The organism is Amycolatopsis sp. SID8362, assembly GCF_010550475.1.
Taxonomy (GTDB): Bacteria; Actinomycetota; Actinomycetes; order Mycobacteriales; family Pseudonocardiaceae; genus Amycolatopsis; species Amycolatopsis eburnea.
On record NZ_JAAGNB010000897.1, the window covers coordinates 1 to 448 of the forward strand.

Consider the following 448-nt stretch of genomic DNA (forward strand, 5'->3'; position numbering starts at 1 on the left):
GCACCGCCGGTCGCGCGGGCTGCCCGCGATGTCGCTGGGCTGGGGCCTGTGGGCCGAGGCGAGCACGATGACCGGCGGGCTCGACCGCACCGACCTGGGCCGGCTGAGCCGGACCGGCGTGCGACCGCTGTCGAACCGGCAAGGCCTGGACCTGTTCGACGCGGCCTGGGCGGCCGGGGACGCGGTCCTGTACCCGGTCCGGCTGGAGACGTCGGCGGCCCGGCTCGGCGAGGTCCCGCCGCTGCTGCGCGGGCTCGTCCGCGCTCCGGCGACGACGGCGAAAGCGCGGGTCGAGCTGGCCGACGTGCCCGCGGCCGAGCTGCCGAAGGTGCTGCTCGAGCTGGTCCGCGCCGAGGTTGCGGCGGTGCTTGGGCACCAGGGGACGGCCGCGATCGACCCCGCCCAGCCGTTCGCCGAGATCGGGTTCGACTCGCTGACCGCGGTCGAG

The 448-nt window shown here is 77.0% G+C and carries 1 protein-coding gene; it reads left to right on the forward strand.

Translation table 11 applies throughout. The annotated features are described in order from the left end of the window. Positions 1-448: beta-ketoacyl reductase (locus G3I65_RS27765; protein WP_160698727.1), on the forward strand; the 448-nt coding region annotated here is incomplete at both ends.